The 16,095-nt window shown below is 70.1% G+C and carries 14 protein-coding genes; 12 read left to right on the top strand and 2 right to left on the bottom strand.

Going from position 1 to position 16,095, the window contains the following annotated elements; translation table 11 throughout:
• Positions 1-83 precede the first annotated feature (83 nt).
• Positions 84-1,820 (top strand): ABC-ATPase domain-containing protein, encoded by a 1,737-nt coding sequence (locus tag ACQY7V_RS03415; protein WP_428638920.1) that lies wholly within the window; start codon positions 84-86, stop codon positions 1,818-1,820.
• Here ACQY7V_RS03415 and ACQY7V_RS03420 read toward each other — a convergent pair.
• Positions 1,793-2,056, bottom strand: coding sequence for a hypothetical protein (locus ACQY7V_RS03420; protein ID WP_428638922.1), 264 nt, complete (start codon positions 2,054-2,056; stop codon positions 1,793-1,795). The two genes, ACQY7V_RS03415 and ACQY7V_RS03420, sit on opposite strands and share 28 nt — an antisense overlap.
• Before the next feature lie 254 nt (positions 2,057-2,310).
• Here ACQY7V_RS03420 and ACQY7V_RS03425 point away from each other — a divergent pair, with 254 nt between their 5' ends.
• Entirely contained in the window at positions 2,311-3,072 is a 762-nt protein-coding gene (locus ACQY7V_RS03425; protein ID WP_407822773.1) for an ABC transporter ATP-binding protein, read from the top strand.
• Positions 3,069-5,594, top strand: a complete 2,526-nt coding sequence (locus tag ACQY7V_RS03430; RefSeq protein ID WP_428638923.1) for an FtsX-like permease family protein — start codon at positions 3,069-3,071, stop codon at positions 5,592-5,594. The genes ACQY7V_RS03425 and ACQY7V_RS03430 overlap by 4 nt, the downstream gene beginning before the upstream one ends.
• Before the next feature lie 90 nt (positions 5,595-5,684).
• On the opposite strand, the gene ACQY7V_RS03435 is transcribed toward ACQY7V_RS03430, so the two are convergent.
• Positions 5,685-6,587 carry a patatin-like phospholipase family protein gene (locus ACQY7V_RS03435; protein ID WP_303772854.1) on the bottom strand — a complete coding sequence of 301 codons (903 nt, stop codon included), beginning with the start codon at positions 6,585-6,587 and terminating at the stop codon, positions 5,685-5,687.
• Positions 6,588-6,746: 159 nt separating this feature from the next.
• Between ACQY7V_RS03435 and ACQY7V_RS03440 the strand changes: the two genes are divergently transcribed.
• The 9 genes from ACQY7V_RS03440 to ACQY7V_RS03480 form a co-directional block, all read left to right on the top strand.
• On the top strand, positions 6,747-9,068 hold the full coding sequence (locus ACQY7V_RS03440) for a S9 family peptidase (protein ID WP_320836204.1): 2,322 nt from the start codon (positions 6,747-6,749) through the stop codon (positions 9,066-9,068).
• Positions 9,069-9,172: 104 nt separating this feature from the next.
• Entirely contained in the window at positions 9,173-10,033 is an 861-nt protein-coding gene (locus ACQY7V_RS03445) for an RNase H family protein (protein WP_277298671.1), read from the top strand.
• Positions 10,034-10,175: 142 nt separating this feature from the next.
• Positions 10,176-10,931 carry an AzlC family ABC transporter permease gene (locus ACQY7V_RS03450; RefSeq protein WP_277298672.1) on the top strand — a complete coding sequence of 252 codons (756 nt, stop codon included), beginning with the start codon at positions 10,176-10,178 and terminating at the stop codon, positions 10,929-10,931.
• Positions 10,928-11,257, top strand: coding sequence for a branched-chain amino acid transporter permease (locus ACQY7V_RS03455; protein ID WP_277298673.1), 330 nt, complete (start codon positions 10,928-10,930; stop codon positions 11,255-11,257). The genes ACQY7V_RS03450 and ACQY7V_RS03455 overlap by 4 nt, the downstream gene beginning before the upstream one ends.
• Positions 11,258-11,281: 24 nt before the next feature.
• A complete protein-coding gene (locus tag ACQY7V_RS03460; protein ID WP_277298674.1) occupies positions 11,282-12,592 on the top strand; it encodes an alpha/beta fold hydrolase in 1,311 nt (436 codons plus the stop codon).
• Between the two features lie 184 nt (positions 12,593-12,776).
• On the top strand, positions 12,777-13,739 hold the full coding sequence (gene nrdF / locus ACQY7V_RS03465; protein WP_184451385.1) for a class 1b ribonucleoside-diphosphate reductase subunit beta: 963 nt from the start codon (positions 12,777-12,779) through the stop codon (positions 13,737-13,739).
• 328 nt (positions 13,740-14,067) lie between these two features.
• Entirely contained in the window at positions 14,068-14,772 is a 705-nt protein-coding gene (locus ACQY7V_RS03470) for a DUF3662 and FHA domain-containing protein (RefSeq protein ID WP_320835879.1), read from the top strand.
• Positions 14,769-15,254 (top strand): FHA domain-containing protein FhaB/FipA, encoded by a 486-nt coding sequence (locus ACQY7V_RS03475; RefSeq protein WP_320835878.1) that lies wholly within the window; start codon positions 14,769-14,771, stop codon positions 15,252-15,254. Before ACQY7V_RS03470 ends, ACQY7V_RS03475 begins: the two co-directional genes overlap by 4 nt.
• 1 nt (position 15,255) lies before the next feature.
• Positions 15,256-16,095 (top strand): PP2C family protein-serine/threonine phosphatase (locus tag ACQY7V_RS03480; protein WP_428638928.1); only part of this gene is annotated, 840 nt, incomplete at its 3' end.

Here is a 16,095-nt window from a genome sequence, read left to right on the forward strand (position 1 = left end):
GGCGCACCCACCGGGTGCGCCCCGCGCCCAGTCTCACATCCGCCTCCGCCTCGACCCGCCATCAGCGCCGCTAGGCTGGGAGCATGACGCCCCGCTTCGACCCCTCCGACCGACCCCGCCGACGCTCCGGCTCCGACCAGGACCTCCTCTCGGACCTCAGGCGCTTCGACGGACGCCCCTACGGGACCTACAAGTCGGTGATCGGCGACTGGGACTACGGCGACTTCACGCTCGCCATCGACCGCGTCCAATCCGACCCCTACGCCCCGCCCTCGGCGATCCGCGCGATCGCGACGCCGAAGACCATGGGGCTGCCCGCCGGAGCCCTCGCCTCGGGGCGCGCCCGCCTCGCCGCCGCCGACTTCCTCGCCCGCTCGATCGAGATCGCGATCAAGAACCGCGCCCGCGGGGGCGGCGTCCGCATCGCCCACCCCGGCCAGGAGATCCTCCAGCGCTCCAGCGCGATCGTCTTCCCCGACCGCGTCGAGGTCCGCCTCCAGGTCCAGATGCCCGCGCGCGGCCGCACGATCCTCGGCCATGAGGCCGCCCGCATCTTCGACGTCGACGTCCCCAACGTCATCATGGACGCCTTCGACTTCGTCTCCGACGACGGCGAGACGCGCATCAAGACCGCCGCCCTCCTGTCCCACATCGCCGTCTACGAGGACCACTGCGCCCTCGTCGACGAGCTCGAAGCGAAGAACTGGGTGGCCTTCGTCGCCGACGGCTCGATCCTGGCCCGCAGGTCCGGCATCTCGCAGGCGCCGCTGGACGAGGCGATCCCCTTCTCCTCGCCGGAGACCCTGCGCGAAACCGTCGAACTCCCCCACGCGGGCGCCGTCACCGGCATGGCGATCCGCCCGGGCGTCACCCTCATCGTCGGCGGCGGCTACCACGGCAAGTCGACCCTGCTCGGCGCCCTCCAGCGCGGCGTCTACGCGCACGTCCCCGGCGACGGCCGCGAGCGCGTCGCCGCCCTGCCCGAGGCGATGAAGGTCCGCGCCGCCGACGGGCGCGCCGTCACCGGGGTCGACGTCTCCCCCTTCATCTCCCACCTCCCGACCGGCGCCGACACGCGCGCCTTCTCAACCGAGAACGCCTCGGGATCGACCTCGCAGGCCGCAGCCCTCATGGAAGCGGTCGAGCTCGGCTCGCGCCTCCTCCTCATCGACGAGGACACCTCCGCGACGAACCTCCTCATCCGCGATGAGCGCATGAGAGCCCTGGTCGCCGCGGAGAAGGAGCCGATCACCCCGCTCGTCGACCGGATCGGGGCGCTCGCCTCGTCAGGCGTGTCGACGATCATGGTCATGGGCGGTTCGGGCGATTACCTCGATATCGCCGACACGGTCCTCATGCTCGATTCCTACCGCTGCCTCGACGTCACCGGCCGCGCGCGCGAGCTCGTCGAGCAGATGCCGCGTCCGCGCAACGACGAATCCGCCTTCACCCCGCCCGAACCCCGCATCCCTCTGCGCCAGCGCCCGGCCGAGTCGAGGACGAAGACGAAGTCCTCGGGCCTCGATGAGATCATCCTCGACCGTCAGACCGTCTCCCTGTCCGACCTCGAGCAGATCGTCGACCCGGGCCAGACGGAGGCGATCGCCTGGGCGATGCGGGCGATCCTCGAGCATTTCGCCACGGGCGCCGCCCCGCTCGGCGACCTCCTCGACCGTCTCGAGCGCCAGGTCAACTCCGAAGGACTCGATGCGGCGGCGAAGTTCGGCGCCCGCGAGTTCCCCGCCTTCCTCGTGCGCCCCCGCCGCATCGACATCGGCGCGGCGATCAACCGCTACCGGGGACTGCGGCTCGGCTCCTGAAGCGCACGGGAATCCTCGGCCCCGCCGCCCTGCGCGCCCGCGCGCCTTCGCTTCCGGACTTCTTCGAGGGAAGAACCGAGAAGGGCCACCATCAGGGACCAGAAGAAGGCCGCCCCCGGGAGTCGGATCCCCTTGGCCATGGCGTAGATCAGGATGGCGATGGCAACGAGGTTCCCGCCCCAGGTGAACAGGGGCGCCAGGTTCAAAACCCTGTCCCACATCCCACTGCGTTTCACGCTCAGCCCCTGCCTCTGTTCGGATGAGAATCTCAAGATTCTGCTCCTTTCAGAGATTCTCGCGAGAGCATCGTCGCCCCCGCTGCACTCGATGCTACGAGCGGCGACATGCTCGAACCAGTCTTTTCTCAGCGAAGATCATGCGGTACGGAACCGGGTGAAGCCCGCGTTCCGGGCGCTTCAGGGGGGCATCAGGGGAGTTTTCGGGAGGATCCCCAATAGTCGCGAAGCATGATGCGCGCCACTCTTGAAGCATGAGCATTCCCATGACATCACATCCCGCAGTCCCGGCTTCCGACTCCTTCGCACCCGTCGTCCGCCTCGAGCAGGTCTCGAAGATCTACGGCGAAGGCGAAACCCGCGTCGCCGCCCTCGACGCCGTGTCCACCTCCTTCGATCAGGGCGCCTTCACCGCGATCATGGGCCCCTCGGGCTCGGGCAAATCCACGATGCTCCACGTCCTCGCCGGACTCGACGCCCCCACCTCCGGAGAGGTGTACATCGAGGGCCGTCCGATCACCGGCCTGAAGGACGACCACCTCACCCGGCTCCGGCGCGACCGCATCGGCTTCGTCTTCCAGTCCTTCAACCTCGTCCCCACCCTCGACGCGCGGGCGAACATCGAACTCCCCCTCAGCCTCGCAGGCGCCGCGCCCGACCGCCACTGGCTCTCGACCATCGTCGACGTCCTCGGACTCGGCTCCCGCCTCCACCACCTGCCCTCCCAGCTCTCAGGCGGCCAGCGCCAAAGAGTCGCGATCGCCAGGGCCCTCGCCTCCAAGCCCGCCGTCATCGTCGCCGACGAACCGACCGGCAACCTCGACTCCCAGGCGAGCAGCGAAGTCCTCACCCTCCTGCGCGACGCCGTCGACCACCTCGGGCAGTCCGTCATCATGGTCACCCACGATCAGTCGGCGGCACTGAACGCCGATCGCGTCCTCGTCATGCGCGACGGACGGATCCGCGCCGACCTCCTCGCCCCCTCCGCCTCCGAGCTCACCGAGGCCGCACGATGAACCGCCTCCTCCGCGCGAACCTGCGCTCCCATGCGCGCCGCTACATCGCGACCGGTCTCGCGGTCGCCATCTCCACAGCCTTCGTCCTCGCCTTCCTCGCCCTCGGCAACGGGATGAACGCCGTCCTCGAACGCATCACCGCCTCCGAATACGAGGGAGCCTCGGTCGTCATCTCCCCCGGAGACGACTTCTCCACGATCACCGCCGACGGACAGGACGCCCTCAAAGCCCTCATCCCCAGAATCGAGAGGGTCGAAGGAGTCGGAGCCATCGCCCCCGTCTCCTCCGCCTACCTCCTCCTCGCGAAGGACGGGACGCGCTCCAACCTCATGGTGCAGGCGCTCATGCCGACGCCCTTCTCCGCACCCACGCCCTCGACGGGATCCCTGCCCTCCTCCCCCGGGCAGATCGCCCTCGACGAAGTGAGCGCCTCCCGTCTCGGCGTGTCCGTCGGCGACCCCCTCGAAATCGCCCCGGCCTTCGCCGAGAACCCCTCTCCCGGGACCTTCACCGTCTCCGCCCTCCTCCCCCATTCGACCCTGGGTCCTGAAAGCGCCGTCATGACGCCCCAGGGCCTCGACGCCGCCGCCCACGGCGAGTCCTCGACCAACCGCCTCCTCATCGCGAGCAGCGCGGCCTCGCCCTCGAACGCCGAACTCAAGGCCCTTTCCAAGAGCGTCGCCGCCGTCCTCGCCGATCAGGACCTCGAGGTCAAGACCGCCGACGAGGCGCGCGAACAGGCCCTCAAGGACCTCGCAGCCGGATCCACCGGGATCCAAGTCGTGCTCCTCGTCTTCCCGATCATCTCCGTCGTCGTCGCCTCGATCGTCGTCGCCTCGACCTTCCGCGTCCTCCTCACGCAGCGGACGCGCGAACTCGCGCTCCTGCGCGCGGTCGGCACGACCCGCCGCCAGATCCGATCCCTCCTCCTACGCGAAGCCCTCCTCGTCGGACTCGTCTCCTCCGCGATCGGCGTCCTCCTCGGCCTCCTCATCGGCTGGGGGGTCCTCACCGGCTTCGGCTTCCTGGGGGCGGCTGAGGCGCTGAAGGCCGTCGTCTCGCCCTCGAGGATCATCGGCGCCTTCGCGCTCGGCACCCTCATGACCCTCCTGGCGGGCCTGCGCCCCGCCCTCGCAATGGGGCGCCTCACCCCGATGGAGGCCCTCGCGAACGCGGAGGCCGAACGCATCGGATCGGCGCGCTCCCACAGGATCCTCCTCACCGTCTCCCTCCTCGTCGCCGCCCTCGGGGCCGCGGGCATGGCCTACGGCCTCCAGAACCGGGGCAGCGAATCCTCCTTCCTCATCGCCTTCTCCTCCGGCATGGTCATCCTCGTCGCCATGATGGTCGCGGGAGTGGGGATCGTCCCCCTGCTCGCGCGCGCCTGGGGAGCCCTCGCACGCGGCACGACCGGGAGGCTCGCCCGCGGCAACGCCCTGCGCAACCCGGGGCGCACCGCCTCCACCGGCATCGCGATCGCCATCGGCGTCACCCTCATCACGATGATGAGCGTCGGCGCCTCGTCGACGAAGGCGACCCTGGAGACCGAGGTCTACGCCCACTACCCCTACGACCTCAACGTCTCGACTCCTTCGGGGGCCCTCTCCGAGGCTGAACTCGCGCGGATCCAGGACCTCGATGGCGTCGACGCCGCGATCGGCGTGCGCGGAGCCACCGGGACCATCGAAAGCGCCGCGAATGCGACGAGCAGCGGAGCTCAAGCCGGAACAGCGGCGGATCCCGACTCATTCGTCTCGCTGCAGGGGATTCCCGATCTCACCCCCGTCGCCCACGCCCCCGTCGAGGCGATCCCGGACTCGATCGTCCGCGTCTCCTCCGATCTGGCCGGGGACGGCGAGAAGATGCGGGTGTGCGCCGAGGGCGGTTCCTGCGCGGACTTCACCGCCGAAGCGAATGAGAAGATCCCCTACGGCCAGATCCAGCTCTCGGCGGCCTCCCTCAAGAGGATCGCGCCGGACGCCCCGATCTCCACCATCGTCGTCAAGACCGGCTCCGAGGACATCCAGGGGCTCCAATCGCGCCTCCTCTCCCTCGACCCCTCCTACATGGTCTTCGGCCCCGCCCTCGAAAGGCAGACCTACACGAAGACCATCGACGCGATCCTCGCCATCGTCGTCGGCCTGCTCGCCGTCTCCGTCGTCGTCGCCCTCGTCGGCGTGACGAACACCCTCGGCCTGTCGGTCGCCGAGCGCACGCGCGAGAACGGGCTGCTGCGCGCCCTGGGCACGACCAAGCGAGGGATCCAGCGGATGCTCGCCCTCGAAGCGCTCATCATCGCACTCGCCGGATCGACCCTCGGCCTCCTCCTCGGCGTCGGCTTCGGGATCGCGGGCACCTACGCGCTGCCCTTCGAGGAGATCGACCGGACGATCATCTCGATCCCCTGGCCGATCCTCGGCGCGGTCGTCGCGGGCTCCGTCCTCGCCGCGCTCGCCGCCTCATGGTGGCCGGGGCGCAGGGCCGCGAAGACGAGCCCGGTGGAGGCCCTCGCAACCGAGTGACCCCGAGCGCAGGGGGCGGCGACTGATGGGGATCGCATCCCCTCCGGAGTCCGCCGCCCCTGCGCTGCGGGCGGCCCGACCGAGAATCCCTCAGACTCCGAGGAAGTCCCTGATCGCGGGCATCTCCCTGCGGATCTGCGCGAGCCCTGACCGGTAGGCCGTCTCCAGGCGGGACTTGCGCATCTGCGTGTTCGAGATCGGCATCGTCTCGGGGAAGAACAGGTAGGCGCGCCCCCTGGCCTCGAGGTCGAAGAGCTTCTCGCGCGCCGCGTTGTAGCGCGCCGGACGCCGTGCGACCCCCTCGTACACCGAGGGGAGATCGCGGAACCTCATCTTCAGAGCCGCGCCGACCACCGGGCGCATCGCGCCCTTCACGTAGTCGCGCGGCCGGGTCGCGATGACGAGGAACTTCGAGTAGCCGTCGCGCATCGGCGCGTCGAGCGGGATGCCCCCGTTCGGTCCGAGCGCGCCATCGACGTAGACGTCCCCGTCGATGACGGTCGGCGGCATGAGGATCGGCAGCGTCGACGAGGCCCTCACCGCCGGCCCGAGCGTCTCGAGGGTCGACATGTCCTCCTTGGTGAACCAGCGCATCGCACCGCGGCTCGCATTGAAGGCCCCCACCCTCGTCGTCGCCGGATTGTCGACGAAAGTGGCGATGTCGAAGGGCATCGCGCCTTCGGGGCGGGCGATCCGCTCGTAGATGTACTCGGCGTTGAACAGCCCCTCGCCCCTGCGTAAATGCGCCAGACCGCCGAACTCGGGATCGTCGACGATGTCGACGAAGGTCGCGTAGGAGCGCGCAGGGTCCCGCGAGACGTAGTTGCACACGTGGGACGAACCGGCCGAGATCCCCGACACGTGGTCGAAGAAGAGTCCCTCGGCGAGGAGCTCGGACACGACCGCCGCGGTATAGGCGTTGCGCATCCCGCCGCCCTCGAAGACGAGGGCGGTATCGGTGACGGTCGAGACGAGGGGCGTTCGCGATGTCATGGAGGGCACGCCCCGACCCTATTCCTCCTCGCTCGTGTCGCGCACAGGCGGACTTCAAGCGGACGGGCGAGCATTCCCCGGCCCGGATTCCGCGCCCCGCTAAAGAGCGGGGCGGGCCCTGCACGGGAGCGGGGCGCGTCTCGCGCCTAGAGTAGGCCCATGACCGAAACGCCCTCCCTTCCTCCCCTCGCCGAGCGCCGCTTCGGATACCGCGTGCGCGACATCCACTCCGATCGTTTCGACGACGGCTGGGACTGGCTCCGCGACGAATCCGACCCCCAAGTCGTCGCCCACCTCGATGCGGAGAACGCCTGGGCCGACGAGGCGTGCCGCCCGACCTCGCCGCTCGCGAAGCGGATCGAGACGGAGGTCAGGGCCCGCACCGCCCTCGACGACGTGAGCGTCCCCGTCCTCGAGGGCGACTTCTGGTACTTCCGGCGCTGGCGCGAAGGCGATTCCTACGCGACCCACCACCGCGTCCCCGCGCCCGCCGAAGCGCTGGGCCCCCGGGACCTCCCGCCGACCCCCGCCCTCGACGAGCCCCTCCCCGGCGAAGAGCTCGTCCTCGACGAGAACGCCGAAGCCGCCGGTCACGAGTTCTTCCGCGCCGCCGACCTGGTCCCCAGCCCCGACGGGCGCCTCGTCGCCTGGGCCCGCGACCTCGCCGGCGACGAACGGCATCAGTGGATCATCCGCGAGGTCGCGACCGGACGGACGATCGACGAGGAAGTCGCCGACGCGGGCTACGGCTTCGCCTGGGCGGCCGACTCCGCGTCCTTCCTCTACGTCGGCGTCGACGAGGCGTGGCGCTCCTGCGAGATCTGGCACCACCGGCTCGGCGCATCCCGGGACGAGGACCGCCTCCTCCTCGTCGAGGACGACGAGCGCTTCGAGATGGGCATCCTCGACTCGGCCGACCCCCGCCTCGTGATCATCGCATCGGCCTCGACGACCTCCGGACGGGCGTGGGCCTGGTCGCCCGACTTCCCCGCCTCCCGCCCCCTCCCCCTCGTCGCATCCGCACCGGATGTTCAGGTCTCGGTCGAGTCCGCCGGAGACCACCTTCTTCTCGTCCATACGGCCTCGAGCCGAGAAGGCTCCCTCGCGGCAGCGCCCCTGCCCGCCGACCTCGACGAGCGCTTCGCCGCCGTCGCCGTCGGCCCGGACTTCTCGCGCGCGGCCCTCCAGAACCGCGCTGCGGGCGAAGCGCTGCCCGGTCTCGCACCGCTCGCGCCCCTCGCCCCTGCCGAGACCTGGATCCCCCTGCGCGAGGCGGCCGAGGGCGAGCGCCTCCTCGAAGTCGAGGCCTTCGCAGGATGCGCGCTCCTCACGATGCGCTCCAAGGCGCTCACCCAGGTCGAGTACCGGACCCGTCGCCTCCCCGTCGAAGCCGACCGGGGCTCCCGCCCTCGGCCCCTGAGCGCGGAGGAGATCGCGCAGCTGTGGGGGCCGGGTCGCTTCGTCGACTCGCAGACCGAGGTGCGGACGATCCAGACCGCGCCCGGACCGCGATTCGGCGACCGCTTCTTCCGCGTGTCCCTCCAGTCGCAGATCCAGCCGCCCCTCACGCTGCAGGTCGACCCCGCCGGCGGTCGGACCCGCCTGCTCAAGGAGGAGAGCGCCCCCGGGTGGGATCCCTCCCGCTTCGTCGAAGAGCGCGTGTGGGTGACGGGCCGCGACGGCCGCACACGGATCCCCGTCACCCTCGTCCATCGCGCCGATGTCGTGCCCGACGGGACGAACGCCGGCTGGCAGATCGGCTACGGCTCCTATGAGATCTCCTACGACCCGGAGTTCGAGACCCTGCGCCTGCCCCTCCTCGAACGCGGCCTCGTTTTCGCGATCGCGCACGTCCGCGGCGGCGGCGAACTCGGGCGCGCCTGGTACGAGGACGGGAAGATGCTGGTCAAACGGCATACTTTCGAGGATTTCATCGACGTGGGCTCCTGGCTCATCGACTCGGGCTGGGTCGCGCCCGACCGCCTCATCGCGGAGGGCCGCAGCGCCGGCGGGCTCCTCATGGGCGCGGTCCTCAACATGGCGCCCTCCCTTTTCCGGGTCGTCATCGCGGGCGTCCCCTTCGTCGATGCGCTCACGACGATCCTCGACCCGTCGCTGCCGCTCACGGTCGGCGAGTGGGAGGAGTGGGGCAACCCGATCGAGGACCCCGAGGTCTTCGCCGCGATGAAGGCCTACACGCCCTATGAGAACGTCCCTGAAGGAGTCCCGCTTCCCGCGGTGATGGCGACGACCTCGGTGAACGACACGCGCGTCGAATTCGTCGAGCCGACGAAGTGGGTCCAGCGCCTCCGCGAGGCCTCGGGCGCCGCGAGCGATCCGGTCCTCGCCCGCGAGCGTCCGATCGTCCTGCGCACTCAGATGGTCGCCGGCCACGCCGGCCCCTCGGGGCGCGAGGGCCGCTGGGCCGCGCGCGCGGAGGAGTTCGCCTTCGCGCTCGGGCAGGTGGGCATCGGGGAGTGAGGGGTCCCGCTGCTCGTTTCGCGGCTGTTCCCGGTCCCGTCGAGGGCGAAAAGACCCGCGAAGCGAGCACTGGGGCCCGTCTTCGACTCGATACCATGTCCGACATGACGATCACGGCTGCAGTCGACGGTTCCTCCCTGTCCAACCCCGGGCCTTCCGGATGGGCGTGGGTCGTCGACGACGACCACTGGGACGCGGGCGGCTGGCCGGAGGGGACGAACAACCTCGGGGAGCTCACCGCGATCCTCGAACTCCTCAAAGCCACCGAAGCGGCCGGCCTCGCCCCAGAGAGGCTCAGGATCCTCGCCGACTCCCAGTACGCGATCAACGTCATCACCAAGTGGCGCCACTCCTGGAAGAAGCGCGCTTGGACCAAAGCGGACAAGCAGCGGATCAAGAACCTCGAAGTCATCCAGGAGATCGACCGCATCATCGAGGGCCGGGACGTCTCCTTCGAATGGGTGAAGGGGCATGCCGGGCACGCGATGAACGAGAAGGCCGACGACCTCGCCCGCGGCTGCGCCGAAGCCTACAAGGAGGGCCGCACTCCCGCGCCCGGCCCGCGCTTCGGCGCGCCCGGCGCCCCCTCCCCGACGGCTCACCCGACCGCACCGCCCCTTCCGGGCGCCGCCCCCTCTCCGGCCGACGACATCCGCGAGCTCGAGAAGCGCTTCATCCAGGCGTGGATGAGCCGTGATGCCGGGACCCTCGCCGAACTGCGCGCTCCGGGCTGCGTGCGGGTGTGGCCCGACGGGAGGACCGTCGCGGGACTCGAAGGGCCCGTGCCGCCCGGCCCGAAGGTCGGCCGATTCGAGGTGCGGGACGCGGGCGGCGCGATCCTGGTGACCTACACGCTGAGCTGGCAGGGCGGACAGGCGGCCGAGCTCAGCGTCTGGGCCCCCGACCCGGGTCGCGGGCCCCTCCTCGTCCATCACCAGTCGACCCCCATCGCCGACCGGGGCTGATCCGCGCGCCTCGACCGCGAGAAGGCGCGCGGGCTCTTGCCGAGGGCGAAGGCGGTGCCGGACGACGGGGCGCCCCGGGTCGCCGCGGTCCGAGGAGCGGCCGTCCCCGCCGAGATGGGGTCCGGACCCGGACAATGATCCCGTGACTCCTGCGACCCGGCCCGAATCCCGTGAGATCCCCTCACGATCGACACGGGTCGAGATCATCGAGGGCCTGAAGACCGCGGCTCCGGCGGCCCTCGGATACATCCCCCTCGGACTGGCCTTCGGGCTCCTCGTCGCCCAGTCCCCCCTGCCCTGGTGGATGGCGCCCGCCCTGTCGCTCACCGCGTACTCCGGCTCGGCCGAGCTCCTCATGGTCGCCCTCGCCTCGGCGGGCACGCCGCTCGCGACCGTCGCGGTGACGATCCTCCTCGTGAACTCGCGCCACCTCTTCTACGCCTTCTCCTTCCCCCTCGCCGTCGTCAAGGGGCGGGCGGCCAGGTTGTACTCGGTCTACGCCCTCGTCGACGAGGCCTACGCCCTCACGGTCGCACGCCCGAACGGCTGGACGGAGCCGAGGATCCTCGCGATGCAGCTGCTCCTCCAGTCGGCATGGGTGGCCTCGGGGCTCGTCGGCGTCCTCCTCGGCTCCTTGATCCCCGGGACGATCCCGGGTCTCGATTTCGCCCTGTGCGCCATGTTCATCGTCCTCGCCCTCGATGCCGCCAGGACGAGGGCGGAGGTCCCCTCCCTGCTCCTCGCGGGCCTCGCGATGGCGCTCGCCTGGTTCGCCGCACCCGAGCAGTGGCTCATCACCTCCCTCCTCCTCTTCGTCGCGCTCCTGGTCGTCCGCTTCTTCTGGGCGAGGGCCCGCGGCGCCCTTCCGCTCGAGGACGCGAAGGAGGGGGCGCGATGACCCCGTTGCTCGGCTATCTGCTCGCGGTCCTCGCGATCGTCTTCCTCATCGACCTGGGATTGCGCGGCATCCCCTTCATCCTCCTCGAGCCGCTGCGCGAGTCCCGATTCGTGCGCGCCATGGGCGCGTGGATGCCGGCGGGCATCCTCTTCGTGCTCGCAGCCCTCACCCTCCACTCGCATGCAGTCGCCATCGCGGGCAAGGGGTGGGCGGCCCTCCTCGCGAGTGCGATCACCGTGGCCGTCCACCTCCTCGGCGGGCGTCGGATGATGCTCTCGATCGGGGCGGGAACGGCCTCCTACGTCGCGCTCCTCGCACTCGCCTGAAGGCCGCGGCGTTAGGCTTCCACCATGCGCACCTCGACCTACGTCCAGCATTCCGTGACGGTTCACGAGCACAGGATCGAGGTCCCCCTCGATCACTTCCGCCCCGAGGGGCCGGGCGATCCCCGTATCGAGGTCTTCGCCCGCGAACTCGTCCGCCCGGGCGGGGACGACCTTCCCCGCCTCGTCTTCCTCCAGGGAGGCCCCGGCGGGAAAGGCCCGCGCCAGGGGGACTTCCGCGACGGCTGGATCGGGCGGGCCCTGCAGGATTACCGGGTCGTCCTGCTCGATCAGCGCGGCACGGGCCAGTCGACCCGCATGGACGCCCAGGCCCTCGCCGAGCTCCCCGACGACCGGGCTCGCGCGGACCGGCTCATGCTCTTCCGCCAGGACCAGATCATCGCCGACGCCGAGGCCCTGCGCGAAGCGCTCGGCTGCGAGAAGTGGACGACCCTCGGCCAGTCCTACGGCGGCTTCCTCACCCTCGCCTACCTGTCGACCGCGCCCGAGCACCTCGAGGCCTGCCTCATCACGGGCGGTCTGCCCGGCCTCGTCCACGTCGATGACATCTACCGCCTCACCTATGCGCGCACGGCCGCCCGCAACCGCGCCTACTTCGAGCGCCACACGGGAGACGAGCGCACGATCCGCGAAGTCGCCGCCCACCTGCGCGACACGGACGAACGCCTCCCGACCGGGGAGCGCCTCTCCACCGAGCGCTTCCGCATGATCGGCATGGGCCTGGGCATGCAGACCGCGACCGATGCGCTCCATTTCCTCCTCGAAGGCCCCTGGACGCATGTGCGCGGGGAGCGCCGCCTGTCCTCGGACTTCCTCTCCCAGGTGGCCTCCGAGGTCGCGATCACCCCGATGTACGGGGTCTTGCAGGAGGCGATCTACGCCTGCGCGACCCCGGCGCTCGCGGGCACGGCGACCGCCTGGTCGGCCGACCGCCTCGCCGAGGAGACGCCCGGATTCGCCAAGGGCGCCGACCCGCTCGACGCCTCCGAGCCCTACTTCCTCACCGGCGAGCACATGATGCGCCGCATCTTCGACGAGGACCCGGGGCTCGCGCCCCTTGCCGGCACGACCGACCTCCTCGCGGAACGGACCGACTGGCCGGCGGTCTACGACCCGGAGCGGCTCGCCGAGAACACGGTCCCGGTCGCCGCGGCCGTCTACTACGACGACATGTTCGTCCCCCGCGAGCTCTCCCTCGACACGGCCGGGCTCGTGCGCGGGACCCGCACCTGGGTGACGAACGAGTACCAGCACGACGGGGTGCGCGCCTCGTCGGGCAAGGTGCTCGATCACCTGCTCGCCCTCGTGAAGGACTGATCCCGGCGAGCGCCTTCGCGGCCGCGGCTCCGGGACCGCGCGCGGCGGCGCGCACGCCCGTCGGAGCCGCGTGGGTCGAGCTTCACGCCCGGCGCCCTCGAAGCCCGGGCGAAGCGCCGCTAGGCTGGACGCATGGCCGCCGGGGCGGCGGCCGCAGGAGCGGGACCAGCCGCAAGGAGGACGCGTGAGCACAGAGCCGATCTTCGAAGCCATCAACTGGAATCGGATCGAGGACGAGAAGGACCTCGAGGTCTGGGATCGCCTCACCGGCAACTTCTGGCTGCCCGAGAAGATCCCGCTCTCCAACGACATCCAGTCGTGGACGACACTGCGCCCGCACGAGCAGCTCATGACGAACCGCGTGTTCACGGGCCTGACGCTGCTCGACACCCTTCAGGGCACGATCGGCGCGGTGTCGCTCATCCCCGACGCGCGCACCCCGCATGAGGAGGCGGTGCTCACGAACATCGCCTTCATGGAGTCGGTGCACGCGAAGTCGTACTCCTCGATCTTCTCGACGCTCCTGTCGACCGAGGAGATCAACGAGTCCTTCCGCTGGAGCGAGGAGAACGAGGCCCTTCAGCGCAAGGCGGAGATCGTGAAGTCCTATTACGAGGGCGATGATCCGGCCAAGCGGAAGGTCGCCTCGACGATGCTCGAGTCCTTCCTCTTCTACTCCGGCTTCTACGCGCCGATGTACTGGTCCTCGCACGCCAAGCTGACGAATACGGCCGACCTCATCCGCCTCATCATCCGCGACGAGGCCGTTCACGGCTACTACATCGGCTACAAGTACCAGCTGGCCGTCGCCGAGTCGACGCCGGAGCGCCGCCAGGAGCTCAAGGACTACACCTACGACCTGCTCTACGAGCTCTACGAGAACGAGGAGCAGTACACCGAGGACCTCTACGATCCGCTCGGGCTGACCGAGGACGTCAAGAAGTTCCTCCGTTACAACGCGAACAAGGCGCTGATGAACCTCGGCTACGAGGCCCTGTTCCCGCATGATGAGACGAACGTGAATCCCGCGATCCTCGCGGCCCTGTCCCCGAACGCGGACGAGAACCACGACTTCTTCTCGGGCTCGGGTTCGTCCTACGTCATCGGCGAGATCGTCGACACCGAGGACGAGGACTGGGACTTCTGATCCGGCCGATCGGCCGCGCCCGGGTCGCGAGGGCGGGGCTCTCGTCCTGAGCGGGGCGGTCCTGGGGGCGCGCCGGGCGGCGCGCCCCCAGGACCGTTTCAGGTGCGGAAGCCGTGCTTCCGCCGAGCGCCGAGACCGGCGTCGAAGCCGACGGCGAGCCCTGGCAGCACCCTCTCCGAGGTGGCGGATGGGCTGGCATTCACGCAGGCAACACGACGATTAGGACATTCGGAAGGGCCTCAAGCTCGGCTTGACAGTTAGACTGACCCACGTCGAGTGCTGTGCGCTCGCAGCACCAGGGCTCCCACAAGGGACGAGGAGAACACGTATGAGCATCTTCGACCGCTTCGAAAACGCAGTCGAGCGCGGCGTCAACGGCGCCTTCTCGCGCGTATTCCGGTCGGGGATCAAGGCCGTCGACGTCAACACCGCGATCCGTCGCGCCATGGACGACTCGGCCCAGGCCCTCTCCTCGGAGCGCACCATCGCGGCGAACCATTTCACCGTTCATGCGGCCCGGACGGACCTCGATTCCCTCGAAGCCGACCTCGACGTCCTCTCCGACGAGTTCGCCCAGCAGGCGACCGAGCACGCCACCGCCAGCGGATTCGCCCTGCTCGGGCCGGTCACGGTCGAATTCGAAGAGGACTCCGCGGAGCAGACCGGGCGCCTGCGGGTGGAGGCGGCGAACCGCCGCGGAGCCGCCGCGCCCGCGACCGCGTCTTCCCCCTCGCCCGAGCATCCCATCATCGATGTCGACGGCGAGAAGTGGCTCCTCACCGAGCCCGTCACCGTCATCGGACGCGGCTCCGAGTCCGACATCGTCGTCAACGACACCGGGGTCTCGCGGCGCCACCTCGAACTGAGGATCACCCCGACCGGCGTCATCGCCACGGACTTGGGCTCGACCAACGGGACCTTCGTCGAAGGGCATCGGATCGACGCCGCCACCCTCCTCGACGGCAACCAGATCGTCATCGGACGCACCAAGATCGACTTCTGGACCCACCCCGAAAGCGACGGCGATCAATGACCTCGGATCTCGCTTTCACAGTCCTGCGCCTCGGCTTCCTCGTCCTGCTCTGGCTGCTCGTCCTCGGCGCCGTCAACACCCTCAAGAGGGATGTCTTCGGCACGGTCGTCACACCGCGCGGCAAAGGCCGCAAGGAAGCCGACCAGCGCAAACGCGAATCCAAGCGGCGGCGGAGCGACGAACTCACCGACGCGCCGAAGTCGATCCTCCTCACCGGCGGGCCGCTCGTCGGCACGATCCTGCCGCTCGGCGCCGCCCCCATCATCATCGGGCGCTCGCCCGCCTCCACGCTCGTCCTCGAAGACGAGTACGCCTCGGGCCGTCACGCGCGCCTGCAGCCCTCGGAGCAGGGGTGGTGGGTCGAAGACCTCGGCTCGCGCAACGGGACCTTCGTCGATGACGAGCGTCTGAACGAGCCGCGCCTCCTGCGCGTCGGGGACATCGTTCGCATCGGGCAGACGACACTCGAACTGGTGAGGTGAGATGGCGCTTCCCCTCGAGTTCCACTACGCCGCCCGCTCCGATGTCGGGCTCGTGAGAAGCAACAATCAGGACTCCGGCTACGCCGGGGCCAATCTCCTCGTGCTCGCGGACGGGATGGGCGGCCCGGCCGGAGGCGATATCGCCTCATCCGTCGCCCTGGCCCACCTCGTCCCCCTGGACACGGACTCCCACACCGCCGACACGATGCTGCCGCTCCTGCGCGACGCCCTCATGGACGCCCATGAAGAGCTCTCCGATCGCTCGCACAGGGACAAGGACCTCGAGGGCCTGGGCACGACGTGCATCGCCCTCATGCGCTCGGGCAACAAGCTCGCAATGGTCCACATCGGCGATTCACGGGCCTACCTCCTGCGCGGCGAGGCCCTCACCCAGGTGACCACCGATCACTCCTTCGTCCAGTACCTCATCGAATCCGGGCAGATCACCCCCGAAGAGGCCGAGCACCACCCGAACCGGAACGTCGTCCTGCGCATCCTCGGCGACTCCCAGGCCGATGTCACCCCCGACGAGACGATCCGCGAGGCCGTGCTCGGGGACCGGTGGCTCCTGTGCTCGGACGGCCTCTCGGGCGTCGTCTCCCCCGAGACGATCGGCATGATCCTCGCCACCGTCGAGGATCCGGGAGAATGCGCCGAGGAGCTCATCCGCCTCGCACTGCGGGCGGGCGGGCCCGACAACATCACCTGCGTCGTCGCCGACGTCGTCGCAGCGGGCGCCTTCCCCCCCGAGGCCCCCCAGATCGTCGGCGCCGCGGCGATCGACCGCCATGCCGCCTCACGGGGCGGCTCGGGCGCTGCCGCCCGCGCCGCCGCCCAGTTG

Origin of the sequence: Schaalia sp. (assembly GCF_050312375.1) — a bacterium.
GTDB lineage: Bacteria > Actinomycetota > Actinomycetes > Actinomycetales > Actinomycetaceae > Pauljensenia > Pauljensenia hyovaginalis.

Excerpts from the sequence above, each read along its gene's own strand:
- ACQY7V_RS03415 (WP_428638920.1), top strand. The coding sequence starts at position 84 with ATGACGCCCCGCTTCGACCCCTCCGACCGACCCCGCCGACGCTCCGGC.
- ACQY7V_RS03425 (WP_407822773.1), top strand. The coding sequence starts at position 2,311 with ATGAGCATTCCCATGACATCACATCCCGCAGTCCCGGCTTCCGACTCC.
- ACQY7V_RS03430 (WP_428638923.1), top strand. The coding sequence starts at position 3,069 with ATGAACCGCCTCCTCCGCGCGAACCTGCGCTCCCATGCGCGCCGCTAC.
- ACQY7V_RS03435 (WP_303772854.1), bottom strand. The coding sequence starts at position 6,587 with ATGACATCGCGAACGCCCCTCGTCTCGACCGTCACCGATACCGCCCTC.
- ACQY7V_RS03440 (WP_320836204.1), top strand. The coding sequence starts at position 6,747 with ATGACCGAAACGCCCTCCCTTCCTCCCCTCGCCGAGCGCCGCTTCGGA.
- ACQY7V_RS03445 (WP_277298671.1), top strand. The coding sequence starts at position 9,173 with ATGACGATCACGGCTGCAGTCGACGGTTCCTCCCTGTCCAACCCCGGG.
- ACQY7V_RS03455 (WP_277298673.1), top strand. The coding sequence starts at position 10,928 with ATGACCCCGTTGCTCGGCTATCTGCTCGCGGTCCTCGCGATCGTCTTC.
- ACQY7V_RS03460 (WP_277298674.1), top strand. The coding sequence starts at position 11,282 with ATGCGCACCTCGACCTACGTCCAGCATTCCGTGACGGTTCACGAGCAC.
- ACQY7V_RS03470 (WP_320835879.1), top strand. The coding sequence starts at position 14,068 with ATGAGCATCTTCGACCGCTTCGAAAACGCAGTCGAGCGCGGCGTCAAC.
- ACQY7V_RS03475 (WP_320835878.1), top strand. The coding sequence starts at position 14,769 with ATGACCTCGGATCTCGCTTTCACAGTCCTGCGCCTCGGCTTCCTCGTC.